22 protein-coding genes, 1 tRNA gene, 1 rRNA gene, 1 pseudogene and 1 riboswitch are annotated in these 26,867 nt (G+C 35.7%); of the genes and pseudogenes, 10 read left to right on the top strand and 15 right to left on the bottom strand.

What is annotated here, in order from left to right; translation table 11 throughout:
* A 16S ribosomal RNA gene (locus tag ACE199_RS22180) occupies positions 1 to 114 on the bottom strand; the annotation flags it as partial.
* 371 nt (positions 115 to 485) lie between these two features.
* Between ACE199_RS22180 and ACE199_RS22175 the strand changes: the two genes are divergently transcribed.
* The gene (locus ACE199_RS22175; protein ID WP_127761737.1) at positions 486 to 671 is read left to right on the top strand and encodes a hypothetical protein; all 186 of its coding nucleotides are present in this window, start codon (positions 486 to 488) and stop codon (positions 669 to 671) included.
* A gap of 29 nt (positions 672 to 700) precedes the next feature.
* Here ACE199_RS22175 and ACE199_RS22170 read toward each other — a convergent pair whose 3' ends face one another.
* The gene (locus tag ACE199_RS22170; protein WP_375351687.1) at positions 701 to 1,597 is read right to left on the bottom strand and encodes a DMT family transporter; all 897 of its coding nucleotides are present in this window, start codon (positions 1,595 to 1,597) and stop codon (positions 701 to 703) included.
* A gap of 115 nt (positions 1,598 to 1,712) precedes the next feature.
* Here ACE199_RS22170 and ACE199_RS22165 point away from each other — a divergent pair, with 115 nt between their 5' ends.
* Together ACE199_RS22165 and ACE199_RS22160 are read left to right on the top strand one after the other, a co-directional pair.
* Positions 1,713 to 2,417, top strand: coding sequence for an MgtC/SapB family protein (locus ACE199_RS22165; protein ID WP_257467449.1), 705 nt, complete (start codon positions 1,713 to 1,715; stop codon positions 2,415 to 2,417).
* 133 nt (positions 2,418 to 2,550) lie between these two features.
* Positions 2,551 to 2,623, top strand: a tRNA-Ala gene (locus ACE199_RS22160).
* A 552-nt stretch (positions 2,624 to 3,175) separates the two neighbouring features.
* Here the strand turns inward: ACE199_RS22160 and ACE199_RS22155 are convergent.
* From ACE199_RS22155 to ACE199_RS22145, 3 genes are all read right to left on the bottom strand, one after another.
* On the bottom strand, positions 3,176 to 3,466 hold the full coding sequence (locus ACE199_RS22155) for a hypothetical protein (protein WP_375351686.1): 291 nt from the start codon (positions 3,464 to 3,466) through the stop codon (positions 3,176 to 3,178).
* Positions 3,467 to 3,632: 166 nt separating this feature from the next.
* The gene (locus ACE199_RS22150) at positions 3,633 to 3,770 is read right to left on the bottom strand and encodes a hypothetical protein (RefSeq protein WP_375351685.1); all 138 of its coding nucleotides are present in this window, start codon (positions 3,768 to 3,770) and stop codon (positions 3,633 to 3,635) included.
* Between the two features lie 148 nt (positions 3,771 to 3,918).
* On the bottom strand, positions 3,919 to 4,062 hold the full coding sequence (locus ACE199_RS22145) for a DUF3934 family protein (RefSeq protein WP_252291713.1): 144 nt from the start codon (positions 4,060 to 4,062) through the stop codon (positions 3,919 to 3,921).
* Between the two features lie 598 nt (positions 4,063 to 4,660).
* On the opposite strand from ACE199_RS22145, the gene ACE199_RS22140 reads away from it, so the two are divergent.
* Positions 4,661 to 5,101 (top strand): cell wall hydrolase, encoded by a 441-nt coding sequence (locus tag ACE199_RS22140; RefSeq protein WP_375351684.1) that lies wholly within the window; start codon positions 4,661 to 4,663, stop codon positions 5,099 to 5,101.
* A gap of 182 nt (positions 5,102 to 5,283) precedes the next feature.
* Here the strand turns inward: ACE199_RS22140 and ACE199_RS22135 are convergent, their stop codons facing one another.
* Together ACE199_RS22135 and ACE199_RS22130 are read right to left on the bottom strand one after the other, a co-directional pair.
* Entirely contained in the window at positions 5,284 to 5,925 is a 642-nt protein-coding gene (locus ACE199_RS22135; protein WP_375351683.1) for an SH3 domain-containing protein, read from the bottom strand.
* A 733-nt stretch (positions 5,926 to 6,658) separates the two neighbouring features.
* Positions 6,659 to 7,789 carry a superoxide dismutase family protein gene (locus ACE199_RS22130; RefSeq protein ID WP_375351682.1) on the bottom strand — a complete coding sequence of 377 codons (1,131 nt, stop codon included), beginning with the start codon at positions 7,787 to 7,789 and terminating at the stop codon, positions 6,659 to 6,661.
* A gap of 630 nt (positions 7,790 to 8,419) precedes the next feature.
* Between ACE199_RS22130 and ACE199_RS22125 the strand changes: the two genes are divergently transcribed.
* A complete protein-coding gene (locus ACE199_RS22125) occupies positions 8,420 to 10,255 on the top strand; it encodes a LysM peptidoglycan-binding domain-containing protein (protein ID WP_375351681.1) in 1,836 nt (611 codons plus the stop codon).
* Positions 10,256 to 10,337: 82 nt separating this feature from the next.
* On the opposite strand, the gene ACE199_RS22120 is transcribed toward ACE199_RS22125, so the two are convergent.
* From ACE199_RS22120 to ACE199_RS22110, 3 genes are all read right to left on the bottom strand, one after another.
* A complete protein-coding gene (locus ACE199_RS22120; protein ID WP_375351679.1) occupies positions 10,338 to 12,119 on the bottom strand; it encodes a response regulator in 1,782 nt (593 codons plus the stop codon).
* 81 nt (positions 12,120 to 12,200) lie between these two features.
* On the bottom strand, positions 12,201 to 14,771 hold the full coding sequence (locus ACE199_RS22115; protein WP_375351678.1) for an ATP-binding protein: 2,571 nt from the start codon (positions 14,769 to 14,771) through the stop codon (positions 12,201 to 12,203).
* A 420-nt stretch (positions 14,772 to 15,191) separates the two neighbouring features.
* On the bottom strand, positions 15,192 to 16,379 hold the full coding sequence (locus ACE199_RS22110) for an MFS transporter (protein WP_375351677.1): 1,188 nt from the start codon (positions 16,377 to 16,379) through the stop codon (positions 15,192 to 15,194).
* A 341-nt stretch (positions 16,380 to 16,720) separates the two neighbouring features.
* Between ACE199_RS22110 and ACE199_RS22105 the strand changes: the two genes are divergently transcribed.
* Positions 16,721 to 17,458, top strand: a complete 738-nt coding sequence (locus ACE199_RS22105; RefSeq protein ID WP_375351689.1) for a YqcI/YcgG family protein — start codon at positions 16,721 to 16,723, stop codon at positions 17,456 to 17,458.
* A gap of 134 nt (positions 17,459 to 17,592) precedes the next feature.
* On the opposite strand, the gene ACE199_RS22100 is transcribed toward ACE199_RS22105, so the two are convergent.
* Together ACE199_RS22100 and ACE199_RS22095 are read right to left on the bottom strand one after the other, a co-directional pair.
* Positions 17,593 to 18,792, bottom strand: a complete 1,200-nt coding sequence (locus tag ACE199_RS22100) for a phosphoglycerate dehydrogenase (RefSeq protein ID WP_375351676.1) — start codon at positions 18,790 to 18,792, stop codon at positions 17,593 to 17,595.
* Between the two features lie 193 nt (positions 18,793 to 18,985).
* Positions 18,986 to 19,064: riboswitch (ZMP/ZTP riboswitch) on the bottom strand.
* Between the two features lie 180 nt (positions 19,065 to 19,244).
* Positions 19,245 to 20,183, bottom strand: coding sequence for a DUF4405 domain-containing protein (locus tag ACE199_RS22095; protein ID WP_375351675.1), 939 nt, complete (start codon positions 20,181 to 20,183; stop codon positions 19,245 to 19,247).
* 353 nt (positions 20,184 to 20,536) lie between these two features.
* Between ACE199_RS22095 and ACE199_RS22090 the strand changes: the two genes are divergently transcribed.
* Entirely contained in the window at positions 20,537 to 22,486 is a 1,950-nt protein-coding gene (locus tag ACE199_RS22090; RefSeq protein ID WP_375351674.1) for an FUSC family protein, read from the top strand.
* 273 nt (positions 22,487 to 22,759) lie between these two features.
* Here ACE199_RS22090 and ACE199_RS22085 read toward each other — a convergent pair.
* Together ACE199_RS22085 and ACE199_RS22080 are read right to left on the bottom strand one after the other, a co-directional pair.
* Positions 22,760 to 23,004: pseudogene (locus ACE199_RS22085) on the bottom strand (hypothetical protein).
* A gap of 199 nt (positions 23,005 to 23,203) precedes the next feature.
* On the bottom strand, positions 23,204 to 23,518 hold the full coding sequence (locus ACE199_RS22080; protein ID WP_375351673.1) for a hypothetical protein: 315 nt from the start codon (positions 23,516 to 23,518) through the stop codon (positions 23,204 to 23,206).
* 265 nt (positions 23,519 to 23,783) lie between these two features.
* On the opposite strand from ACE199_RS22080, the gene ACE199_RS22075 reads away from it, so the two are divergent.
* Positions 23,784 to 24,470: a YjjG family noncanonical pyrimidine nucleotidase gene (locus tag ACE199_RS22075; RefSeq protein ID WP_375351672.1), complete on the top strand. Its 687-nt coding sequence runs from the start codon at positions 23,784 to 23,786 to the stop codon at positions 24,468 to 24,470.
* 407 nt (positions 24,471 to 24,877) lie between these two features.
* Here the strand turns inward: ACE199_RS22075 and ACE199_RS22070 are convergent, their stop codons facing one another.
* The gene (locus ACE199_RS22070; RefSeq protein ID WP_375351670.1) at positions 24,878 to 25,717 is read right to left on the bottom strand and encodes a DUF2935 domain-containing protein; all 840 of its coding nucleotides are present in this window, start codon (positions 25,715 to 25,717) and stop codon (positions 24,878 to 24,880) included.
* 116 nt (positions 25,718 to 25,833) lie between these two features.
* Here ACE199_RS22070 and ACE199_RS22065 point away from each other — a divergent pair, with 116 nt between their 5' ends.
* Both ACE199_RS22065 and ACE199_RS22060 read left to right on the top strand, forming a co-directional pair.
* Positions 25,834 to 26,058, top strand: coding sequence for a cation transporter dimerization domain-containing protein (locus ACE199_RS22065; RefSeq protein ID WP_375351688.1), 225 nt, complete (start codon positions 25,834 to 25,836; stop codon positions 26,056 to 26,058).
* 185 nt (positions 26,059 to 26,243) lie between these two features.
* Positions 26,244 to 26,636, top strand: coding sequence for a DoxX family protein (locus tag ACE199_RS22060; protein WP_127761779.1), 393 nt, complete (start codon positions 26,244 to 26,246; stop codon positions 26,634 to 26,636).
* Positions 26,637 to 26,867: the final 231 nt, after the last annotated feature.

The raw sequence follows: 26,867 nt of genomic DNA, 5'->3' as shown, positions 1-26,867 counted from the left end.
ACTCACCCGTCCGCCGCTAATCTCAGGGAGCAAGCTCCCATTGATTCGCTCGACTTGCATGTATTAGGCACGCCGCCAGCGTTCGTCCTGAGCCAGGATCAAACTCTCCGATAGAATTTGACTAAGCTCTTTGCACTTTTTTTATAGTGTGTGCTCACTTTAAAAATTAACGTTGGCGCTTTGTTTTGTTCAGTTTTCAAAGAGCAATGTTTGTCGTTTTTCAGCGACTTTATTATCTTACCAAATCAACTTTAATGTGTCAACCTCTTTTTTTAGAAAAGTTTTTTCCATTGAAGTGATCATTTAACTTGTTGTCTCAGCGACAAGTAATAATATATCATGGACAAAAATTGTTTGCAATACTTTTTTTAAAAGTTTTTTAAAAGTAGATTTTCCTTCTCTCATTGTTTCACATTTCTTCCTTTATCATATTATGACTAGTCATGAATAATATAAACATAAAAGGGTTTTATAGAGGTGACGCAATGAATGCATCCGAAATAGGACTAGTCCTATCTTATTTAATGGCACTCTATTTATTTAGTATCGCCTTTATAGAAGGCATTAAAATTAGTAATCAAAACGAGAAAGTGAATGGAAGCACTTTGATTATGAGCTTGCTATTTGCTCTTTTTTTTACAAAAATGGCTGCTTTATTTTATTCCTATTAAATAAAGAAAAGCGATAAGCATATGATGCTTTATCGCTTTTCAACCTTTTTATACTGCTTCCTCTCTTCATATAAAAACATTATGAGTCCATAACAGATAACCGCGCCGCCTAACAGTTGTGTCCAAATAACTTTTTCTCCAAAAAGAAAGTACGCTAGGATGGTTGCCCCGACCGGTTCTAAAAGAATCGCCATAGAAATCGTCGTCGTACTCAACCATTTTATTGCCCAATTAAATAAAGAATGCCCTAATAATGTAGGGAAAATTGCCAGAAGAATAAAGTACATCCAATCAGAAACAGGGTACCCTCTCAATGGCTGCTGAGCTACTATAACATAAATGAACAAAACGATTGTACTAAATAAATAAACGATAAACGTATATGTAGTAGATGAAATCCTCTTACGAACATCTTGACCTACTAGTAGATAGCTTGTTGCTAAAGCACAGGCAATGAGGGCAAGTAGATCCCCAAAAAGCGCCCAACCACTTATACGAAAATCCCCCCAGCTAATAATGACACTCCCTATAATAGCTATCGCACCACTTATTAGTACTTTTACGGAGAAGCGTTCTTTAAAAAAGAAAAAAGCACCGGCAAAAGCAAATATAGGCTGAAGCGTGACAAGAACTGTAGAGCTAGCAACCGTCGTATAATTCAATGACTCAAACCACAAAATAAAATGAAAGGCTAAAAAAATGCCCGCAGCCATCGTAAGAAAGAAATCCTTCCTTATCATCAACTTCATTTCATGAACATGCTTAATAAGAAAAAATGGTAGTAATAGCAATACCGTAAACAACAGGCGATAAAAGGCAATAATCCCCGACGGAGCGGATGCCAATTTCACTAAAATTGCTGAAAACGAAACTGTAATCACACCTACTACTAAAGCAAAATAAGGATTGATAAATGCAGCTTTCATGAAGTTCCCTCTCTTTTAACTTAAAACTAACAGATTCATTGTACCGCAATTCCCTTTTTTGAGGTTATAATAGTTAAAATTATAGATGTTTTTATTGTGGATGGGGATGGTATTGTTGGAATGGTCATTTAATTTACACGAGGAATTATTTATTCTATTAAAGCTAGGTATTTCTGCTTTTTTAGGAATGATTATTGGATTAGAACGAGAAATTAAACGTAAACCAGTTGGCTTAAAAACAAGCTTAGTCATTTCTATTGTCAGCTGTATGCTTACGATTGTATCAATTGAGTCAGCTTTCAAATTTCCTGGAAGCGACGAGCTAAATGTGACAATGGATCCACTTCGACTAGCGGCTCAAATTGTTTCTGGAATTGGCTTTATCGGTGCTGGCGTTATTCTACGTCGTGATAATAGTATCTCTGGATTAACAACAGCCGCCATTATTTGGGGAGCTGCTGGAATTGGAATTGCTGTAGGAGCTGGATTTTTTATCGAAGCAATCGCAGGAGTCATTCTCTTAATTATTAGTGTAGAGCTTATTCCTCCTATCATTACTTGGATTGGTCCTATATCACTTCGCCAAAAAGAAATTCTTCTTAAACTTATAATAGAAGAAAAAGAAGACATCTCAAAAGTGTTACAAAAAATCAGAGACGAAAATATTCATGTGAAAAACATTCGAATTAAAGATGTCGAAACAAACATTCACTCACTTACCATAAGAATACTTGTCGATCAAAAAAGAAAAACATCTGATGTGTATTACACAATTTCTAGTATTCAGGAAGTCTCAAAAGTAGAAATTGAAAATATTTAAAAATCAATAACGTTCTATCAACAACGCCAAAAATTCAGTTCAAAAATCCGTTAGAATATGGAATTCTAACGGATTTTTCCTTTTTTATTGACTTTTCTATTAATTCAGTTAAAATAATTAGTGTATCCTATTCGGGGCATTAGCTCAGCTGGGAGAGCGCTACGCTGGCAGCGTAGAGGTCAGGGGTTCGAGCCCCCTATGCTCCATACACGCATTACGTCAACGTTTCTAAGCTGGTGACTTACCGGTGACGTAACGCTCCTATATCGGACAGCGAAACGCTTCCTTTTTCCAATCACTTTTACGGTGACTTTATCGGAGACTGGAGGTGTTTTTTGTTTTGCATTCGGAAAATAGACGCGGAAAACGTGTGAAGAACACGCTGACAGTTAACAGTAAAAAGAAACCGTACTCGTTGGAACTACTTGCGGAAAAGGTAAAGAGCGCAAAGAAAGTGAAAGGCCTGGCGGATGGCACCATTTGGCTATACCAGCACGTTTTCAATTTATTAGGGGAGTTTCTACAAAGCGAGGACGTGCGGAAATTAAACATCGACGTGTGCCGAGATTTCACGACCTAGTTATTGAATGACCGTAATAAACTCAACAAACCACGCAAAATTACACGATAGAAACACAAAAAAGAGCGTAAGACTACTCCACATAGTCAAACGCTCCGCCGCAATTTAATGCAGAAAATTTGAGGTCTTTAGTATATCACGAAAAAAACGTAACATCAATACGTTTTTTTGAATGTGCCTAATCGCGGCCTTTGCACTCCTTAAAAGGAGCCCTATAAAATGTCGAAGCAACTACATACGAAAACCTTTCCGCATTCGAGAACGTATCAGACCTTAACGTTACTTGCTCCGATGTGAATACCGCAAGAGCAACTTGTTCTTTAGTAGGTTGCGCGGAAGTTGAAATCTCGGTTTCTTCTTCGTGAGGTTTTCCCAATAATAACTCATCGTCCGACGCTTGGCCTTCTCCTGTATATCGCCAATTACTTGTTGATTTATCAAAGCTATACTCTGCATCTCTTAATAACACTCTAAGTTTTTTTCTCCAAATGGAAGTCTTGTCGCAAGAGTTTTTATACTCTCTCCCTGTGTATTCAATAATTCTATTAACTCTCCGTATGTATTAATCATGTTGTTCTCTCCTTCTATGATATATACATATATTTATAACCTTAACAAAATGCGATTTCAGAAAGTCAGCTACAGCCAACCTTCGCCAATGATTTAGGCGCCTGTTTCTTGCTTATATTCGGGCCTGGCACCTTTAAACAAGCAACTCCAAACGCTAGTATTCGTACTGCCCTTGCGTGCGATAACGTTTGGTTTTCGTTCATTTTCCTTCACCCTTTCGTTAAATTCAGGTAAATAAAAAGCCGCCCGTTGGATGGCGACTCAGTGTGTGCGTGTGTGTTTGTAAAATTCGCTATCGCACAGTTTCCTCCTACAGCAAAATAAAAAAGCCAACATTATGAATGCTGACTTTCAATCCTCTTTATCTGGTTTTTTAGTGCCTTTGCTTATATAAGGTTTAGCACTTTTCGCTCTGTTCGAACTAGCTTGCCAACGATTCCAGCCCTTCTTGCCTGTCCCTCTACCTGTTCCGCCTTTACCTTTAGCTTTACTGATACCATCACCCCATTATTCTTACCTTCAGTTGAGTTACTTGTCATGGGTTAATTTTATCCATTTTACTTAGTTATAAACTAAGCGTGATGAACTATACAACATCCTAACAGATTGTGTATGCTTTGCTCCTGACATTTAATAATAACACGTCAACCCCAATGATAAAAGCCGCAGTCATCACTTGGTAACACTTAACCTAGTTCAACATATCGTTTAGTTCGTCCAATCCTCGTTACAGCTCGTCTTCAGAGATTCTCGTACGCTTTGTTAACTTCTGCATCTGATACAACTTCACGACGATCAACTAGCTTACTGGCCAATTTATAGTACAACTCCAATGATTCGACAGATGCATTACCGTTGTTGCTTGTTCCCTCTATTATTATTGGCACGTCCGTGGTCTTTTAACTTTACTAATCTGTGTAAAATACCAAAAATGTTTCTTTCCTCCTTTTCGAATAATTGCTCCTTCTGCTCAACTGTAATTTCTCTACATCTTACTTAAAAGCTGTAAGTTATTATAACTAAGCATTTATATTACATAAATAATGACATGACTGTAGGCTATTTTTCATACAATATTTTTGGGGTGGAAAAAATGGCAAGAGCAAGCTATCGAAGTTCAGACGTTGACTTAATGGCAAGGATGATGAGAGCAGAAGCCGAAGGTGAAGGACAACTAGGAATGTTATATGTTGGAAATGTAATTGTGAATCGTCTTGTAGCTAATTGTTTAGACTTTAAAGGTTTAAGAACAGTTCCACAAGTCATTTATCAAGTACAAGGAGGAAATTATTCTTTTGAAGCTGTTCAAAAAGGGAATGTATTTTATCAAAGAGCGAGAGGTATTGAAAGAAGATTAGCAGAACAGAATTTGAAGCACTGGAGACAGCATCCGGCTAGATATGCTCTTTGGTATTTTAATCCACATGCTCCATGCCCTCCAACATGGTATGATCAACCTCATACTGGTCAATTTAAAGACCATTGTTTTTATGAACCAAAACCTGCAACATGTGATAGTGTTTATAGAGGTTAAGCTTACTCTTTGAGTAAGCTTTTTTACATATTTAAAATATTTATACAATATAAAACTTTTAGTAATAGTTTTTATCTAAAAAAGTAAGATTGTGAATTAGTGTAATTAAGCTAACAGTTAGCTTAATTACACTAATAAATCCTGAGTTGGCATTTTATAATAGAAAATGTCGTTTGAATTCGCTACTTTTGATAGGCATAATAACCATTATACATACCAAACCCTGTGAAATCACAACTACCTATTTTGGATTTTTCGTAAACACGAATTGTTTTACCGACTGATTTTAATGTAGCTTTACAGCTTTTACTGCTGAAAGACGCATTTGTGCTAGATATTAATTTTGCTTTTCCATAATAATTACTATATTTCCAAGGCATTTGGTAACCAGCCAAATCACCACCTGTCGGATCGTAACGATAGCCTGTTCTTGATACAAAGTAAATATAGTTGGATGTTTTTTTGTACACATATAATTCTGTACTTGCACCAGTTCCTGAATAACCTTGGTTAAAATAGCTACCTATCCAGCGTTCATTCGGTTTTACTTCCACTGCATAATCCATTGAGACATAGGCTTTTTTGCCCTTATATATCACTTCATAAAAACCTTTACCATAGTCAACGTAACGCATAGCCACAGTTTGATTTTTCTTTAATTTACCTACGACTTTTGATTTTGTTGATGGTTTTTCGCGTATATTTAATACACTTGCTGTTGATTTTACTTTTAGCGTATACGTTGCTGCTTGTGCATTATCACTATGCGATACACCGAAAAATATCGCAAGACATAGTACGAGCCCTGCCAAAAATTTGTTCATAATAAACCCTCCCATTCTACTAAATTCCATTTTAGTATATCAACAACTTTATATCTTTTCACCTACTCCAATAAAGTAAACAGTGCGAAAAGTTCTAGGTTATCAAAGGGAGAATTTATTAACCTAACTTCTCTATCGACTATCTCGCATTTGGAACGATAGTCCGATTAAGGGCTACTTTTTCGCAGGGCTCGAATCAGACACTCCACTCGCCGCCAATAAAAGAGACGTTAATATGCGGACATACTAAACTACCGTAAAGTCACCCGCAGCGACTACGTAAAATTTGGTAGCGTAACGCAGATATTACTTGTATCTAAGCGCTCCTATAACGTATAGTAGGGACTAACATCGTAATTGAACGGAATATAGGAAGCGTGTGAAGCATTGACCTGACTCACTTTTCGTTGACTTTCCGATTGACTTATCGGAGACTGAACGTATTGCGCTACGCTAGCAGCGTAGAGGTCAGAGGTTCGAGCCCCCTATGCTCCATACTTTTTCAAAGACCAAAACCCTTATATATCATGGGTTTTGGCTTTTTTATCATATGCACACCCATCCTCATAACTTGCAAAAAATCTGCACAACTTAATTTAAGCCCGACTATTGGTTATAAACCATGCAAAAAATTAAGCAAGCATTTCAGATGTACTTCTTCTTTTTCAGATTGCAAAGCTTTTAGGTTTTAAATCTTAAATTGATAGCTACGAGGACAACTTCTTCTCATCTTTTATTTCGGTATATTTCCACCGGCAACCCTATCTCCAGAATTACCAGAAGGATCCGTTACACTATCATCTTCCTTGGCATGAATAATTAGTGATTTACCTAATACACTATTGCTCTTTCCTTTTTCAAGGGATAAGCCATTAAGGATTATCATTTGATCCACTTTCCCATTTTCATCTACTACTAAGTTAGGCAGATCACCAAGATGGGTTCCATCAGGGTTATGTTCACCGTGCTTCTTACCTAAAGGATTAAAGTGACCACCTGCTGTTTGAAAATCATTGTTAACAATTGCATTTTCATGAATGTGTAAGCCATGCTTACCAGGAGTAAGACCCGAAGCACTCACTTTAAGCATAATCTGATCGCCTAGTTGACCAAATGCGGCGAATCCAATTTTCTTTCCTTTATCATCCTTCAATTCAAAAAAAGTAGTGCCAATTTTGTGTTGCTCCTCATCAGAGATAAAGTAAGAATGTATATCAAAATGTGCTACGTCAAATCCCGGGTGACCATGAGGTTGGAATTCAATATCAGTCTGAACAACAGATGGAGAAGGTAATCCTTTCATACCTCCAAGATTAGTATGATTTTTACCATTAATGAAGTCATCTTGTGCAATCATATACTCTAGAAAAATAAGTTTCCCCTTATATACGCCATAAATAGGACCATTCGGCATATCCTTAGGATTTGCCCAATGTTCTCCCATAGCTGGTACTACATGAGGGTCTAACTGAATAGTACCTTTTGGCAGGACTAAAACGTAAGCCTCTTGTTTTTTCGTATCCCAGCTAATCTTTTGCCCACCAACTGCAGCACCTAGGTCATTAATCAATGCAGTCGGTTCACCTTTTACCAATCTAATTTTGCTAATTTTTTTATTGTTAAAAGTAACTGACTTTTTATTTGAGGCTAATTTGAATGATTTCTCAAACAAGTCTGCAAATGCACGAACAGAGACATAGGCCTTAGATTTATACACATGATTTAAGTCTGATTTAACTTCTACACCATTAACTTGTACCAAAAGCTTTTTTTCTACTTGTTCTTGGTGTACACCATGCGCTGAAGCAATTCCTGATACTAATAAAAACGTGATAATCAAGAGCACTGAAACAAACCTTTTCATGCCATTCCTCCTAATTTCCCATTATCAATTTTGGGGCCAATGTAAGTATATAGTCTCACTCTCTAATTTATGTTTAGTTTCATAGTTCGTTGATAAAAAATAGTGATAAACGATTTGTGTCCTCACTCCCCATTGAAAAAGAAAACTAAACTCTTCAATGATTTTAATCATTTGCGTTTTTATAGTTAACTAACACTACTTATATAGTAAAAGTCACAACCGATTTAAACTTCAAAATCACAAAAAGAAGTATATCAATGAAAAATCTAAAATTTCAGCTGGCATACAATCGACTCCTTTTTCAATTTACATCTACGGAAAGGGTAAAATCCCCGCCTCCCCCTGAACATGCAAAAAGAAGCTACTCTCTTCCTTGAGCAACTTCTTAAATTAAATATGGTTGTGTCCACCATATCACAGATGCAACAAAAGCATCGATGTGACTGTTCAAGAGATAATAAAGAATGGATAATTAGATTGACCTTTGCCATATACAAGAGTCTTTTCAATTGATTAGGACTACATATGCATAACCCAGCATATAATGATTGTTCCTAAAAATAACTGTCAATAATTCCGGGCCAGCGCATATATAAATATAGATGCGTTGGTGAGGGAGATGATATATGCATGTATTATCGGCAGATTAATTATATTGTACAGCCTGGGGATTCGTTAGATACGATTTCTCAAAAATTTGAAACAAATGCTGAACGTATTAAATATGAAAATCAGCTAACTTCTAATATTATTTATATTGGTCAACAATTGGTAGTGCCAGTTACTGCTGAAAGGAATATTTATATTGTTCAACCAGGCGACAGCTTGTACACAATTGCAACGAAATTTGGTGTTTCGATTGAGGAATTGCAACGAATAAACCAATTACGCTCCAATATGATTTATGTTGGACAACATTTTGTTATTCCTGAAGAAATTGATGCGGATTATTACGTTGTCCAAGAAGGAGATTCTCTCTCTTCAATTGCACAACGTTTTGAAACGACTGTTGGCAAAATAAAAACCTTGAATAACCTAGATACGAATATAATTTACATTAATCAAAGATTAAAAGTATCTGAAATAGATGAGAGACAAACTGAATATGTCGTTAAGTCAGGTGATTCCTTATATGAGATTGCTCGTAGATATAATACAACCGTCGAGAGCATCCTTGTCTTAAATCGTTTAGAAGGTATGAATCTAACTGTCGGTCAAAGAATTAAGATTCCGGAATACTCGGAAGTAATTGTCAATATAGATAGTGCGAACGTTCGACAACGGCCAGGTTCTAATTTTAGAGTGATTGCCCAAATGGATCGCGGTGCAAGGTTACCTCTTATTGGTGTTCAAGGAAATTGGTATAAAGTTGTATTATTCAATGGTAATCCAGGTTGGATCTCTAAGACTGTTTCTACCTTAAGAGCATATGATGGATCTGATCCTATTATTCAAATTTTAGGATATTATACATTATCAGAAGGGCCCACATTACCTAGTTCTTATCAATCATTCGTGACAAACACAAACAATATTTCACAAAATGGATTATTCTTATTTAGAATTAGCAAAGACAATCCAACAACGATTGATAAGTTTGGAAATTTCACTGATGAAGAAGTACGGAATCTTGTACGAATCGGTCATCGTCATAATGTAAAAATGTTAGCAACTGTTCATAACCTTTTATATGCAGAGGGCGTAGAACTGGCAAAGCAGGTTATTCACCAATTGGTTTCCTCTGAACAAAATATGATTGCATTTGCTCAAAATTTAGTTAGATTAGTCGAAAGATATGGATTAGACGGTGTTGATATTGATATTGAGGATGTATTGGAAGAAGATCGAGATCGTTTAACTCAGTTATATCGAGTAATCGGGCGTGTGTTTGATGCAAAAGGATATTTCTTCTCGACTGCTGTACCATCTAAAACAGGACCAGAGGATCCAAGTGTTTTTGCAAAACCATTTGATTATCCTAAACTACATGTACCAACTGATCAATTTGTCATTATGCTTTATAATGAGCACGGTTGGCCAGGAAGTGGACCAGGTCCAGTCGTATCAATTGGCCGGATGGAGAAAGTGCTACGTTACGCTATTACAGTAATGCCTAAAGAAAAAATCGTTGCTGCTGTTTCAGTATTTGGTTTTGATTTTAATCTCCAAACAGGCCGTGCTGCTTATGCATCATTTGATCGAGCAATGACTCTAGCTAAACAATACAATAAAGAAATCATATTTGATGAAGAGACGAAAACCCCAATGTTTGCCTATACAGATGAACAAGGGGTCAATCACGAGGTATGGTTTGAAAATCGAGCAAGTATAAAAGCGAAGGCCGAACTTGCAGACCGTCTTGGAATAAGAGGCTTAGCACTTTGGAGATTAGGAATGGAAGATGAAGGCATGTGGGATATGCTTGAAAATGAAGTAGTGGTGAGAAAAGGTGGATTAGAAAAATAATTTTTAAAATCCAACTAAATTGCCGATTAAAGAAAAAGCCTCTATTTCTCAGCATTAACATTGAGAAATGAGGCTTTTTGAGCTAAATAGGAAAATGAACAAAAAATATTGTACCTTCACTACTTGTTTTTATATCCATGATAGCATCATGCTTAGACACTATTTTTTGACAAATGGATAACCCTAATCCCGTGCCATTTTCCTTTGTACTGAAGAAAGGTTTATCAATTTTATCAATGATTTCTTGCTTAATTCCCTTTCCTTCATCTTGTACCGCTAAAATTACTTCATTATCTTGCTGATATGTTTTTATTGTTAGTGTCCCTCCAGAAGACATTGCATCAAGCCCATTTAGAGAAAGATTTAAAATCAATTGCCGAATTTCCCTTTCATTAATTTTCAACTCAAAACAATCGTTTAAATCCAGACAAACTTGATGATTAGAATACATAGCTTTTGCCTGGATAAGGGGAAATAAGTTTTCGATAATGACATTCAAATCTTTCGAAATTCGTTTTGTGTTATTCGTTTTTGATATGGATAAAAATTCACTAATAATGTTATGGGCACGATCTAGCTCTTCAAGCATAATATCAATAAATTCAGGAGATGGTACATCCTTAGAAATTTGTAAAAATCCACGAATGGTTGTCATCGGATTACGCACCTCATGAACAATTCCTGAAGCCATTTCACCGATGAGATTTAATCCATCTAGCCTTGCCATCTCTTTTTCAACGGACATTCTATCTGTTATATCTGTAATAACAGATAAAACGCATTCCTCTCCATGAATGTCCATAAATTCAGTAGACAGTAACCCATCTCGCAATTCCCCTAATTGATTGAAATACTTAATTCTGCTGCTTTGAACAGGATGAATCAAATCCTTTGTTTCTACAACAGTTTCACCGTTATCATTTGATTGAACGATGTATTTTATAGAGAGATCCGATCGATTAACAACCTTATCATAGTGATTATAACCAAAACTTGTCAGCCAGGTTTTATTTACATTAATATAATGCCAGTCGTTTACCGCTTGCAATGAAACAAGACAAGAGGTTGACTCAAATATTTTGCGAAATCTCTCTCCCTCCAGTAGATGTCGTTCCGTAACATCCCGAATCGAACAAATATAAACATGCTGCCCTCCAATTTTCGCCTCACCAAGTTGAATGTCAGCTGGAAAAACAGTTGTATTCTTACAGACAGCAAACGTTTCAATAATCCTACCTAGTTTATAGGGGTCTGAATAATAACTAGTTATACTAGGAACAAGCAAATCAATCAGCTCTCCACTCAATTCTTCGTCTGTATACCCAAACATCTTTGTAATAGCAGGGTTAATTGTTACAATCCGTCCTGCTTTATCAAATGTAACAAGAGTATCTAGCAATGTTTCATTAATCACTTTCAACGCTTCATTTTGAAATTTTATCTGTTCTTGATATTGATAGATTTTCACAAAAGCTTCCACTTTCATCTTCAATGTTTCTGGGTGAAATGGTTTAAATATATAATCAATCGCTCCTGCATGATAGCCCTCTTTAACATACTCTATAGCCTGACTAATAGCAGTTAGAAAGATAAGCGGAATGTGTTTTGATTTTTCACGAGATTTTATCAATTTCGCTGTCTCAAACCCATCTAACCCCGGCATTTGTACATCAAGCAAAATAACAGCAATATCTTCTATTAACACACGCTTCAATGCCTCTTCTCCTGAATTGACACTAATTAAATGATAGTCTGATGAGGTAAGTATACTCTCAAGTGCCAATAAATTTTCAGGACGGTCATCTACTAATAATATATTTACTTTCTTTTCATCTTTCCTCCATATGTCGATATAGTTTTTCATTTAAAACGGCTCCCCCTGTGCATTGTCTATTAAGTCTAAAAACTGACTTTTCTATCAAAGTGGTATGTAAAACGAATTCTACTATTTATATAGCCATACCCGCATTAAGGATAAAAGCTGATCTATATAAACAGGTTTGCTTATGTAATCAGATGCACCCGCTTCTATACATTTTTCTTTATCATGTGCCATAGCTTTTGCCGTCAATGCAATAATCGGCAGCTTCTTGTACTCCGGCATTTCTCGAATTGCATATATCGTTTCATACCCATCCATTTCAGGCATCATAATATCCATAAGAATTAAATCCACACCCGAATTCTCCTTTAAGATACTCATTCCATCCTTCCCATTCTGAGCAAAGACTATTTCCATTTGCTTATTTTCTAGTGCAGAGGTAATGGCAAATATATTTCTCATATCATCATCAATAACAAGGATTTTCTTTCCTATAAATAGAGTGTCTTCCTGATCTAAAGCTACAGTCTCCTGTTCGTTTCCACCTATAACCTCAATAGCAGCTGCCGCTTCTTTTATATTACTCGTTTCATATATCGGTAAATATAATGTAAAAATACTCCCCTTCCCTAAATCACTCTCTACTTTTATATCACCGCCTAACAAACTAGCAAGATCTTGACTAATAGAGAGGCCTAACCCAGTCCCTCCATACTTTCGACTAGTCGTTCCATCCCCTTGCTGAAAGGCTTGAAATATTAATTTTTGTTTCTCCTTTGGTATCCCAATACCGGTATCTTTTATCGAAAAGGCTATTGCTGTATTCATATTTTCAAAATGTACTTGATGAATATGTAGCGCAACCACACCTTCTGCTGTAAATTTAATAGCATTTGACAGCAAATTTCTTATAATTTGTTGTAATCGATACTGGTCAGTCCGTATTGTTTCCGGAAGATTTTCATCCAACTGAATAGATAAATGAAGTCCTTTTTGCTTAGCGAGTGGTGAAAATTGACGTTCAGCAAATAAACATATATTTTTTAATAAGACTTCACCAGGAATGATGTCTATTTTTCCTGATTCTATTTTCGATAAATCTAATACTTCATTTATAAGCTGTAACAAATCGTTCCCTGATTTATAAATCGTATCAGCAAAAACCACTTGTTGCTCTGTAAGATTTCCTTCTGTATTTTCAGCAAGCAGATTGGCAAGAACGAGCAAGCTATTCAGCGGCGAACGTAACTCATGAGACATATTAGCAAGAAATTCTGACTTATAATTCGAAGTAAGCTCTAATTGTTCGGCCTGTTCCTCAAGCTTTTCGTTCATACAAACTAGTTCATTATGGTGTAGCTGCAACTCTTCAGACTGACTTTGTAACTCTTCTGTTAAATCTTTGGATTCTTTCAAAAGATTTTCAATCTGCATTCGTCCACTAACACTCTTTACTGTAACTCCAATTTGGTTAGCTACTTGGTTTATCAATGTTTGTTGAATCGGCGTGAATTCTTGAAACTTTGCTAGTTCGATAACAACTATAACCTCTCCTTCATATTCAACCGGTATCACCATAAGATTCACCGGTGATGCTGATCCAACACCAGAAGTGATTTTAATATAGTCTTCCGGGAGATCTGTTAAATAAATCGTTCGCTTTTCAAGCGCTGCTTGTCCTACAATCCCCTCTCCATATCCAAAATTAGATTGACCGCTGTTTTGCCCATTAAATGCATAGGATGCAATGCTATGAAATCTCTCTTCTCTCGTTCCTTGTTTAACATAAAAAACACCATAGTTTGCATCAATCATGGAGGTAATTTTATTCATAAACCGTTGACCTAACGTTTTAAGATCATGAATTCCTTGATACATCGTAGCCATTTCGACAATACTTGTTTCCAACCAGCTTTTTTCCTTTATCGAATACGTCATTTTATTAAATGCCGTTGCTATATCTTCAACTTCGTCTCGGGAATTAACTTCAATCTTAGGTATCTCTATTTCATTGCTGGAATTTTCTGTCATCTTTTTAATCACATTTGTAATTTTAGAAAGGTTTTTTGTTAGATTTCTAGAAATTATGAGTCCGATAATCATATTTAACAGCACAGCAAGTACACTGAATACGATTAGCAGTTGTTTCATTTGCCTTTCTTTTTTAGAATAGTCCTCCCTAGCTACATCCATCATTATCTGTTGGCGTTCAGCAAGTGACGTTGTTAGCAAAGATAGCCCATTCCCAATTGGATACAGTTTATTAACAAAGTAGTCAGAAGCCTGTTCTTGATCAACATCTTCTTCAAATACGCTTAATAGCTCTTCATATCTCGTTTGAAATTCTTGATTAAGTTCACCTAACTTGATAATGTCTGCTTCACTTTCAGACTCGATGGTCAGTTTATGAGTTTCATCAATTAAATGAGTCATTTCGTTATTTTCATTCTGTAGATTTTCCTTAAACTCAGAATTCCCTGTTAGAAGATACCCTCGTAAGCTATTGGTCTGCTGATAAGATAATACTTGTATAGATTTTACATTATTTAAAATCGTGATCTGTTGATTCTCTATTTTCGCATAAGAACTATCCGCCTTATTTATGTAATAGAAAATAACTCCTATTGTTCCTCCGGAGAAAAGAGAAACAGAAAGAAACCCGATAATCAATTTTTTACTTATTGTTAACCTCACTTAACCTTCCCTCTCCTTTTCTATTAATTTCGTCTTAATAATTATAACTTATTTTTTAACAACTAATGTAACTATTTATTACATAAATAGTTACAACTTTAATATTCTTAAAGTTGTAATCGTTTATATATCTATATTTTCCCAAAAATATCGCCAATAAACCCTGAAATTACGACATACATATCTAAATTATTTATCATACACTTACTCACAGTAATTACATGTAATAAAAAATTACATTAAAAATACAAAAACTTCAAACTAAACCTCTAAGATAACAAACACTAAGCAAAAAGCACCATCTAGAAATTGATGGTGCTTGCTACTAAAAACACAATTAACTATTATCATTCATTTAAGAATATAAAATTTCTCTACACACTGAAGAGGTGAATCACTTTATGATTCACCTCTTTTTATTTAGTTACTATATAATTGTTTCACTTTACTTCCATGGAGCATAAAGTAGGCACCAAGTAAAATTAGAATAAGAATCCCTAATAATGCGTATAGCGTACGGAACCCTACTAAAGGAATAACGAAGCCTAGTAAAAACGGACCGATACCAATTCCAAAATCGAGTCCGATATAAAAGGTTGAAATCGCAAGCCCAATGTTTTTCGGCGGAGCAACTTTCGCTGCAATAGCTTGAGCGCTAGACATATACGTACCAAAGCCACATGCAAGCAAAGCACTTGCAAGTAATAATACGAAACTACTATGTGCATAGCTCACTACAAACAAGCTGACAGAGAATAATAAAATACATGGATACATAATGAAATTATCGCCTTTTTGATCAAGTAACTTCCCTGCCACCGGACGTGTTACGAATAAGAAAATCGCATAAATTAAAAAGAAATAAGTTGCCGCATCAACTAATTCAATTTCATACGCGTATAAGTTAATGAACGACATAATACTTGAATAGGCAATACCCATAAATACGGTAATAACGGCAATCGGAATAGCCTTCTTCTCAAGAAAATCTGAAACTTTAAAGCCAATTTTAATATTTTTACGTTCTTCCGGTGTTAAATCTGCTTCCTTCACCTTCGCAAGCAAGGCAAAGCCCATCGCCGCCGCAGCACAAAACGTACAGCAGTATAAAATCGCAGTAAAATCCGCATGATTCATTAAATAAATCCCGACAAATGGACCGATTGCGGTTGAGGCTGTTGTACTCAGCGAATAATAGCCTGTTCCTTCTCCACGACGGCCAGTTGGAATGGCATCCATTACGGTCGTTGTCATTGCAGTATTAGCAAAGCCGAAGCCGACACCATGAATAAAACGAACGGCAAATAATAATGCCAAATTATTAACCAAGAAATATAAAAGCAATGTGAGGCAGAATAGCAATAAGCTACTATACATCATCTTTTTACGGCCCACTTTTTCAACCAATTTACCGGCAACTAAGCGCGCGAGTAGTGCCCCGATAATAAAAATACTTGAAGCAAGACCACCTTGACTTTGAGAAGCATTAAATTGTTGAATTGTATAAACTGTCACCGTGGTCATCAGCGTATAAAACGCTAGGCCAACAAAGAAGTTGGAACCAATAAATAATACAAAATCTTTCGTCCATAATTTTGAAGATTGCAATCCATTCAGCTCTTTTCCATACATAATTACTCAGATAACTATACACGAAAATTGAAGGAAATGGCGACTTTTCGGGATGAATTTTATCTTTTTAAGCGAGAAGACTCCCTCTTCATATTTTCATTAGAAATTTAAGTGGTGAATAGTTCAGGACTTCCACACTCATCCTCATAGCTTGTACATCTTCGAAAGTTGCATAAAACCTGCACACACGAAGTATCCTCATAATTATTATCGACAGTGATTAAATGCCCAATTCCACTAGGACACCCTCCCAATTATTCCTACTTTGAATACATTGTAGAAGTGATTGCGAGGTGATTCTTATCAACGTTTTATACATGGATACTCCCACTCTTAGAAACCAACTTAATCACTGGAAAAGAACAGCCTTGGAACTGTTCGAAATAAAAATGACCGATAAACAGAAACCATTTCCTTGTATACCAGCTACAATAGGTTTTTCTTTAAACCAACTACGTTATGGTTTTATAGGAGATCCTAGGAAAAACACAACATTATATGAGCTCGCTGAACTACTAAATGATTTCACCCAAGCTTCAAGACAATTGGGCAGTTATACTTCCCTCATTGTATTTTATGAGACACCACAGGATATGAAGGAAACGTACCAAGTTGAACAATATGAACAGATATTTTGGCAACAACTAAGCGGGTTAAGTGAAATTGACCTTATAGATTGGCCAAAGGCTATACCAACCGATCCACATAATCCTATTTGGGAGTTTTGTTATCACGGAGAACCCTATTTTATGTATTGTGCAACCCCTGCTCATGAGAATCGAAAAAGCAGGCAGTTTGATTTCATGATGCTCGCTATTACACCTAGGTGGGTATTGCAGGAATTTAATAAATCTCATTCCTATGCTGAACGGATAAAAAAGAAGATACGAAATAGATTAAAAAATTATGACTCCACTACCATTCATCCTCATCTAAACAGCTATGGTCAAGAAGATAACTATGAGTGGAAACAATACTTTTTAAGAGATGATGATACATCGTTGTCAAAGTGCCCTTATCACAGTTTTCTAAAATTCTTAAAGCTACGTGACTAAGCCATTAAAAATCGAGTAAGAAGTTTTTTTAACCTTCTCTTTGAACTCCTAATAGCAATAACAAACAATCCCCCTGTACTTTCGGACAGGGGGACTGTTTGTTACTTACTCATTCATTTATAGTTTCTCGTATATTAAATCACTCGAACTGTAACGATACCTTCAATTTGGCCAATTTTTTCTTGTAGGCTAGGAATGATATCACCATTAACTTCATTGTCAATGTCAATCATTGTGTACGCGTATTCTCCACGGCTTCTGTTAACCATGTCAGCAATGTTCAAATTATCACTTGATAGAGCTACTGTGATTTGCCCAACCATGTTTGGAACGTTTTTGTGGAAAGCTGCCACACGTCGTTTTCCTGTGTAAGGAAGAGAAGCATTTGGGAAATTCACTGAGTTTTTAATGTTTCCTGTTTCTAAAAATTCCTTCACTTGGCGAGCTGCCATAATCGCACAGTTTTCTTCTGATTCTGCTGTAGAAGCACCAAGATGTGGAATTGGAATTGTATTTTTCATTTTCAATACAGTCTCATTTGGGAAGTCTGTAATATACTTGCCAACTTTTTCGCTTTCAAGTGCCACTTCCATATCCACTTCATTCACAAGCTCACCGCGTGAGAAGTTCAAAATATGAACACCTGGCTTCATGATGCTAAATGTTGCTTCGTTAAACATTCCTCTTGTGTCATCAGTTAAAGGAACATGTACAGTGATATAATCAGAGTTAGCAAACAGTTGCTCAATCGTCATAGCACGTTGCACATTGCGAGATAAGTTCCAAGCCGTATCAACAGAGATGAATGGATCAAATCCGATTACATCCATACCTAAGTTAAGAGCGTCATTTGCTACAAGTGCACCGATTGCACCTAGACCAATTACCCCTAAAGTTTTCCCTTTAATCTCTTTACCTACGAATTGTTTCTTTCCTGCTTCTACAAGCTTCGGAACTTGTTCGCCTTCACCTGCTAATGTTTTTGTCCAAGTTACACCATCAAAAAGGTTACGAGATGAAGCCATTAATGAAGTTAATACGATTTCTTTTACAGCGTTAGCATTTGCACCTGGAGTATTAAATACAACGATTCCTTGCTCTGTGCATTTTTCAACCGGAATATTATTAACACCAGCTCCAGCTCGTGCGATAGCCTTTAAATTATCTCCGAATTCCATTGTGTGCATGTTAAAACTACGAACAACAACAGCATCAGGATTTTCATTGTTATCATCAAGCTTATAGTTGTCTGTATTGAATACATTTAACCCAGCTTCTGCAATATTATTTAACGTTTTAATTGTGTTCACTTTATCTAAAATTACTGTGCTCATTCTGTCGTCTCCTCTTTCGCGTTTGATAGTTTTCAAATTCCTAATCTAATATTAACAAAATTTTAAGCAAGTGACTTACTATCGATTAAATTTTTTGAAAATTTTTTGTTTACTACAATAAGAAATTTACAATCTATATTGACTATCCCTCCTAGTAAACAGAAAGAGGTAAGGAACGCTACTACACTTTCCTTACCTCTGCCCAGGCGAACGGCTACGACACTATGTGCTCCCTCGCGGTTATCCGCGTTTCGCCAGTCACACATAGCCTTTTCATTTGCCTTTATTCTATCGAATTCTTTATTAATTTTCAACCTTAAAAATGTTTCCATATGAATTTTTTTCAGATTAGCCCATAAATATATTGTTCTCAACATTTAACTTCAATTATTTTCCTAGAAAATTATTCTAACAAAAAACTTCTAAAGAGTTAGCTACACAGCACAGAGACATTAATTCATTATTTGCTGCAATGATTGATTACTTTGCCCCTTTTTATTTTTCTTCATCCGATTTGTTAGTTTTTTCAAGTAATAAGTCAGAATGACAAACACAGCCATTATTCCCGTATAGGTGACGATAACATCCAGGCTATTTCCTCCTCCGCCATGTTCCCGGCCCATATTTCCTTTAAAATTAGTTGAGCGTTCTCCCGATGTCGGCCGGAAAGAATCTGAACTGCCGCTAGCTTCTTCAAAATCGCTTGGCTGCTCTCCTGGTTTCATCCGGAAGGAATCAGAATCTGAATGTTTAAAGGCCAAATCCCCTCTTTCCTCCATCATGCCTTTACCACCTTCTGGCATCTCTTGTGATCCTATTCCTAAGATGGTACCGGAGCTAGATAGACGATTAACAAATCCTGTATCACTCATCTCATATAGACCAAACAATAAAATAAGGACTGTTACACCTTTCATTGCATAGCCAATCCATACTTTCTTCGGCTCGTACTTCCACATTTTTTTCCATACATTTACGACCCATTGCCAATGTAACCCTACATGAATACCTACTAGTGCTAATACTAAAAACGAAATAGAAATATGGGTCATCTGGAACCATCTTTCATTGGATACATTAATATTTGGAAAAACCACTCTAGAAATGAGCACTCCGCTGATGATAATGAAAGACATCAAAACTAATAATAATAAGTTTAATAGGTAATTACCCCGTGTTTTCCATGGCAATTTCTTATCGAAAAACTTTAAGGTTACTTTCTTTACCCATTGAAGGTTAAGAAAGATATGTGTAAAGTATGCTGCGGCAAAACCGAGCCCCGCTATTTCATGGAACGTTAATCCTCCTAGTACTTGCTTATTAAAAAACAATACAAATAATAATGCCATAATCAAATCAAGGGCAAATTTGACATGATTCTTTTTCTTCATTCGGATTCCTCCTCCAATTACTTATCGGCATCAGCTACCGTACCAAGAGAAACTTAATTTTTTCTTAATCAAGCCATCAACAAGGTAACTTCGTGCCAATCACATCCGCCGTAAAACGATAGGATAATGATTAGAGTTTAATAGAGGTTGGTGAAAACTTGGTGAAAGTGAAAATTCCTTATAAAAAATTTTATAAGGAATGACCTAATCCAATTCAACTAGCTCTTTCTCATTAGCAAGCCAGGTTAATTAGGTGAATAGCATTCTAACTAAAAAGAGAATATAAACATAACTGCCCCCTTGTATTTTGAGGCACAAATTTATTTGTACGAAATAAAAAAGGAGCGATTAGTATGAGCGAAACCTCTAAATCTGTCTCTACTAAATCCCCCTCCCTCATAAAACAAGCCTTAACCGTTAATAGGAAACCGTTCCCATGGGTAAAGGCCTTTTGTGCAGGATTAGCAGCATCCCTTCCCGTTATTATCGGATTATTATTTGGAAATTTAGAATATGGGTTGTTAGCTGGAATGGGGGGCTTTACTTATCTATACGTATTTAATATCCCCTATGCACAAAGAGCTAAAAAGCTATTTTTTGTTGTACTTGGTATAACTTTGTCCTCTGCACTAGGAACTCTGGCTGCTCCTTACCCATTTGCAACAGCCATTTTAATGGGAGTTATTGGAGCAACAGCTATTTTTATTTTTGGAGCTTTAAGAATTATCGGCCCCTCTGCCATCTTTTTCGTTTTAGTTTTTGCTATGACAACCGGTATGCCCGTTAATCCAGAGCTTGCTCCGTTACGTGCTGGTCTTGTTTTTCTAGGCGGAACCCTATCATTGGTGATTGCCATGATAGGGTGGTTCTTTGACCCCCATGGGCCGGAAACAAGTGTAGTAAAAAGAGTATATGCAGAACTGGCAGCACTTCTCGATTCAGTTGGTACAGATACATTTAATGAGGCGGGACATCGGGTTATGTCCGTTTTGAAGGAAGCAGAAGAAACACTTGTAGCAGGGTATATTCCTTGGAAAAATACTGACCTATTTAATCGATTGTATATATTAAATGGTCATGCAAATACGATGTTTTTGTACATACTTGAAAATTTTTCAGAAAATAATTTCAAAATACCATCAGAATTAGGAGAAACTGTTCGCGAAATTGCCAATTCGCTAGATCAGAAGAAAAATAAGAGGAAAGGGGTTTTCAAGAAAATTCTTCAGCCTGAAGAATTGGATGAAAAGGTCGCCCGATTATTCACAAAAATATTTGATGCGGATGCTACCCTCAATGAGCCGACATCTAAGATTAATCAAGTCATTCGCATGTACAAACCGTCACTCAAGACCATTTTTTTCGGTGCCTTTGATAAAAACTCTATTGTTTTTATTACCGCTGTACGGTTCGGCGTTGTCACCATTATCGCCGCTCTTATAGCTTATCAATTTGGATTTACCCGATCCTATTGGGTACCGTTATCCTGTGTAGCTGTTATGTCAGGTTCTACGATTGTCGCTACCTATCATCGTGCAATTCAAAGAGGAATCGGAACAATTCTAGGTATTCTAATTGCAAGTTTGATTCTTGCAACTCACCCTGCTGGATTCGTTATCGCTTTATTGATTCTGCTGTTAACATTTATTACAGAACTATTTATTGTAAAAAATTATGGCCTTGCCGCACTATTCTTTACACCAAATGCTTTACTGATGGCTGAAAGTACGAGTCAAAGCAGCTTTAGCTTTTCCTATTTTGCCTCAGCCAGATTAATTGATATTCTAATCGGAAGCGTGATTGGGCTTATTGGAGTATTATTGATAGGCAGACGTTCTGCTTCTAGTCGCCTCCCCCATTTAATAACGAAAACAATCCGGAGCCAGGCGCAATTTTTATTCATCCTTTTCTCAGACCAAGGAAATGGTTTTAATGCTAGACAAAGTAGGGAACAAATGAAAATGCGAACAAATTTAATTACCTTAAAAACGTTATACAGTACAGCTGCAGGAGAAATTCCAGTCAATAAAAAGGCATTGGAATATTATTGGCCAGTCATATTCTCCATCGAGCAATTAGGATATTTACTAGAAAATGGTTCGAGAATGGACAAGCGTCCTATTCTTGCGGATGAAACACTAGCTCAATTTCTTTATGTTTTTGAAACGATGGCTAATGCTACTGATCGACAACAGGCACCATTTATAAAAAAGGTGCCTGAAATAGAAGGGTTTCCAAGCATACAACAGGAGATCATAACCTTGCAAAAATCGCTTCAAATCAATGAAAAAGTTCCCATATAAAATGAGCAGAACCAAGTGTGTTTATTAAAAGTCAATAAAATAATTATGAAACTCTATAATTAAACTATTTATTATAATGTCGCACATTATATAGGGCGCAAAGGAAAAGGATAGATGAACAGAGATTAAACCTACTTGCATCTATCCTTTTTGTACAACATATGACCTCATTTACTACTACAACATCAAATTCTTCACCATAATATACCACAAAAAATAATCATTTGTTTCTTCAACAAACGCGCCCTTTAATGGAATACATCTATGGAGAACCTAACCAGCAATTCCCTTGGCTAGCAATAGGAAAAATACAAAAACCATGACTCCTCCATTTAATAATACACCCAATATTCCTGATAACCATTTTTTGATAGTACCGAAAATACAATACCTAATAACGAAAGTGTCCCTAGAATTATAATAGCCATCGTCAAATCCGCATTAGGTCCTCTTATAATTAAAAATGAAATAACGCTTGCAATAACCATTAGAAAAGAAAAAAAAACCAACTTATTCATCTCAATTCCCCTATATCAAATTACCATAAAATCACACTAAATGGCCCTTTAAATAATAAAGACGCGTTTCTAAATAAACGCACTCGATACTTTAAGTACACACTTTCACAATCTTCGATACATAATAGGAAAAATGGGAATTAATCCTTTTTGCATTATGGATTAATTATTTCAACTTTACAAACTGGAATTTGACATCCTACTTTGTTGTAATATTACGATATATAATCAGATTAATTGCATTTAATATGATGGTAACGATAAGAAGAACTGTTGCGGCGAACACCACAGCATACATTGTGTCCATAAGAGCACCCCAATCCTCAATCTTTACGAGATGATAGTTATAGAAGATCTGGAAACATAGCGAAATAGCACAAGCACTGATGCTCATAACGGAAAGAACTACCCAATTCTTATGGTCATGCTTTTTAGATCGCATGAGATTAACAACTGGAAGTATCCAAGCAATTAGTCCAAGCACAAGACTTACAAGATTAAGTAAACCAAACATGTTTAATTCCCCCCTTTAAATTTTTTATTTCTTCATTCTTGCTCAGCAATTCTGCTTCGTTAATTTAATCACAATCCCTTCCTAATTTTAGCATAAATGACAAACCACGTTATTCAATAATCTGGCCCTAAAATGAAAATTAGCGCTGTTCCTTGTTTCAGGAAAGCTCCCTATTCTTGAAAAAACAATATTATGTGTGAGAAGATTTATAGGTAGCAGATAATTTTTGAGTATTCTTAACAGAATTAAAAAAGTAGGGGATAAAATGAAGAATTACGATATTATATTTTTTGATATAGATGACACACTTTTTGATTTTACTAAATCGGAGCAAGAAGCTTTTAATAAAGTCTTTGAGAAATATAATTTATTTAATAACTTAAAGCTATATGAAAAGAGTTACCAAGAAATTAGTAAAGTGTTGTGGAGAGATTTAGAAAATGGAAAAATGAGCCTTGTTGAACTAGGTTCAGAGAGGTTTAGGAGATTATTTTTAGAACATGAACTTGAAATTGACGCAGTTTTATTCAATCAAGATTATTTAGGATTTCTTGGAGAACAAACGCACCTCGTCCAAGGAGCTGAAAAAGTCATTAGCGAGCTCTCGCATAAACGCTTAGCAATTATTACGAACGGTTACACTGATGTACAAACGTCAAGAACTAATAATTCCCCGTTAAAAGATACATTTGAACATATTATTATCTCTGAATCCACTGGTTTCCAAAAACCACAAACAGGAATTTTTGATTATGCTTTTGATAAGCTACAGATTACAGATAAATCCAAAGTATTAATGGTAGGCGATTCGTTGACTTCTGATATTCAAAGTGGAATTAACTATGGCATTGATACTTGTTGGTTCAATCCTAAGCACAAGGAAAATAATACATCTTTAAAACCTACTTACGAAATAAATAAATTAGAAAGCCTGTTAAAGATTATAAAATAAGTGCATTTCGTCTTTGACATAAGCAATACAAAAAAGAAAAAGACAGCTAATAAAAAAGTTAGCTGTCTTTTTTTATTAAACTTACTACTCTTTCTTCACAAGCTCTTCTAAAGATTAACATAGATACATATCCATTCTTCTTAAAAGGTGTTGTTCAACGATCTGGTCCTAAACATGAAGAAAGAGCACAATTCTTACTGCAGAATTGCGCCCTTTAATTGAATAACTAAAATCTGACCTCACTCATAATATCTACTTAATTCTTCAATTAATGCCCCTGTCAGCCAAGTATCACACCGCCTTTATTGTGTTATCATTTACAATTTAGGAGTGATAGATACTTTTTTATTCACACTACAACTAGCATGCTTTATTAGACCCACATGCACATTCTTTAACTTTTGCTGTTATTTGGTACCGCCTGTAAGATGCGCATCAAACATATCAATGATTTCTAGGAACCTATCAGCTTCTCGGAAAACATGATCTGCTAATAGGGGATGAATAATGCTCTTTATTTTACATTGCTCAATTAAATCACGGGCTGTTTTTTTGAAGTCCCTAAGGGATGCGACCGACACTCGATTTTGATCAAGGAATTGATCTAAAAGAGGAACTGTTTGAGATTGTGGCCTCATAGATTCTAAATCCCTTGCTTGATACAGCAATTGATCAAAATCATTGCTGAAATTCTGTGCTAAATCAACTAGTTTTCTTTCTGAAGGATCAAGGAGATGACCAATAAATTTAGCATGGTCTGCCATAATCCTTAAGAAAAAGACATTCTCTTTAATAATAGCATCTGGAAGCGCTTGTAATTTTCCTTCATTTAATTCAATTAATCGTTTTCTAAAATAATTAGCTTCCCTACTTGTATGGTCAACTAATAGTGGGAAATTATTTGCCCCCGGCAATTTGCATGTGAGAATTAGTCCTAATACTTTCCGTTTAAATAAGAAAATATTAGTTGCAGCTTGTTGTACCTCTGAATTAAATCTTCTTATTTGTTCGGGGTCTGTTTGATTATTAAAGGAATGTGCAGTTTGTTCGATGTATTCAAATAATTGATAAAATTGATTAGCCTCTTGAATTAGTTGAGTATCTTCTGCTCTAAAACCCAATCGAAGAAATAAAGAATGTTCTTTCATGATCCTAGCCCAAAAACGGATTTCATTTAAAGAGCGCTCAACAAACAATCCAGATGTAACACCAGTATCAGCATGCAAAGATGTATCATCCCCGTTCATTCTATAACCTCCCTAAAATACCCTTCTGCTCTATTCATATTTACATAGTCATTTGAATATGCGTTAAGGCAAGTCTTATTTACAGATTAGCAGGATAAGAAGAACCACTTTTAGGAATTAAAAAATCCTATATATCAATAAATCAGGAGGATAATGGAGTAAAAGGTGTAAAAAGTATAAAAGCAAGGAATTACGGTAATAACGTTGTAGTTGATCTAGTCATTCTAGTTAATTCAAATTTAGATATACGAAGCGCACATGACATAGCAACTTCGGTGAAAAATAAATTAATTAAAGAACATAATGTTTATGAATTTCCTATCCACGTAAAACCGAATTAAAAATATAACAACAGAAAAAGCTCTACTCCTTATTAAAGAAAGCTACCTAATAATTAAAGCCTTAGATCTTACTAAGAATATTTTATAAGACCACATAAAGTAATCTCACTTTATGATTCCTGAATAAAATAAAATTTTTAGGGAATTACAAAGATTAGAGTTTCTATTTTATGGAGGTTGATTAAATGGCAGACTTAGGATTACTCCTTATACGTCTAATGATTGGATTTATATTTCTTTTTTATGGTTGTCAAAAACTTTTCGGCTGGTTTGGAGGTCATGGCATTAAAGGGACTGGAGGATGGTTTGAATCAATCGGGATAAAGCCAGGGGTAATTATAGCAACGTTTAGTGGGATTGCTGAGCTATTGGCTGCTATTTTGTTTATACTGGGAATATTTCTTCCTATAGGTGCACTCCTTATTGTTTTAGTAATGTTAGGAGCTATTGTTAAAGTTCATGGTCCAAAAGGTTTTTCCGTTACAGCTGGAGGATTCGAGTATAACCTATTTTTAATTGTAGTCTCGGTGGGTTTAGCTTTGATTGGACCAGGAGACTATTCTTTAGGTGGATATTAAAAATGGAAAAATACTAACAAAATGACGCTTTTAGATAGTTAATTGGTACCTGTTTATTAAGCAGGTACTTTTATATTTTAAGAAATCTTATTCCACTAACGCACCCGTTCGTATTATAAGGTCAGCCAGAGAAATCTGGTTGACTATTTTTTATTCAATTTATAGATTGATAGTAGCCGGGGTAGAACGGACGCACCCGTGGGACTAGATCCCGACAACTAAACTGTTCGC

The organism is Peribacillus sp. Hz7, assembly GCF_042136355.1.
Lineage (GTDB): Bacteria > Bacillota > Bacilli > Bacillales > DSM-1321 > Peribacillus > Peribacillus asahii_A.
The sequence above is the reverse complement of the archived record's forward strand: the minus strand, read 5'-3'. Positions and strand labels throughout refer to the sequence as shown.